This is a genomic window from Mesorhizobium sp. BHbdii, from assembly GCF_053848045.1.
Window position 1 is genome coordinate 1 of the sequence record NZ_JBSPKX010000039.1, and the last position, 904, is coordinate 904.

Sequence of the window (904 nt, forward strand, 5' to 3'; positions counted from 1 at the left end):
GGCCCAGGCCCCCAACTTCGTCATCCTCGGGCGTAGCGGCGTAGCGGCGTTGCGGAGACCCGCGGATGACGAAGCGAGGAGCGCTTCAGCCAATCGCCAAAGGCGACATCGGGCTCGGTGACGCTGTCAGGCAGCTCCCTCGCCTGCTTTCTCGCTGCTGCTCGACGCTGCGCTATCGCGGTTAATCCATCTGGACTGCCGCCGCGGTCGTTCTATCTTCGCGATCAACCATGATCTTCTCCGAAACCCCGGAGCCGTCGCCGTGACAGAAACCGATCTCTACCGAGGCTATATCGACTGCCTCAACAACCAGGATTGGGCACCGCTGCACCGCTTCGTCCATGACGAGGTCCACTACAATGGCGACCGGGTCGGGCTGTCAGGTTACCGCGCCATGCTGGAGCGGGATTTTCGCGAAATCCCGGACCTCTATTTCGATGTCCAGCTGCTGGTGTCCGATCCGCCCTTCATCGCCAGCCGCCTGCAGTTCAACTGCACGCCGAAGGGAACCTTCTTCGGCCTGCCCATCAACGGCCGCAAAGTCTCGTTCAGCGAGAACGTCTTCTATGAATTCCTGAACGACCGGATCAGGAACGTCTGGTCGGTCATCGACAAGGCGGCCATCGAAGCGCACCTCTGACGCCCAGTTCCCTTCTCCCCGTTCTACGGGGAGAAGGTGCCGGCAGGCGGATGAGGGGCAGCGCCAATGCCGGTCAGTGATTGCCGATCGTTCGTAAAAATCGATCATTCCAACCAAAACAATTCGTTGGAAAGATCATTTCAGGAATGGCATTCCTCCGGCATACCCGCCTGGAGCATTGCATTGTCTTCCCTTACCCACATCGCGAACGATATTCCGAAAAGCCGGATGCCGGCCGATCTGGCCGCTGGCCGCAAGCGACTC

General features: G+C 60.0%; 2 protein-coding genes. Both read left to right on the forward strand.

From position 1 onward, the window contains the following. Positions 1-262: 262 nt before the first annotated feature. Positions 263-640 (forward strand): ester cyclase, encoded by a 378-nt coding sequence (locus tag ACWTU8_RS31645; protein WP_455851228.1) that lies wholly within the window; start codon positions 263-265, stop codon positions 638-640. 66 nt (positions 641-706) lie between these two features. Next, positions 707-904: hypothetical protein (locus ACWTU8_RS31650; RefSeq protein ID WP_455851229.1), on the forward strand; the 198-nt coding region annotated here is incomplete at its 3' end.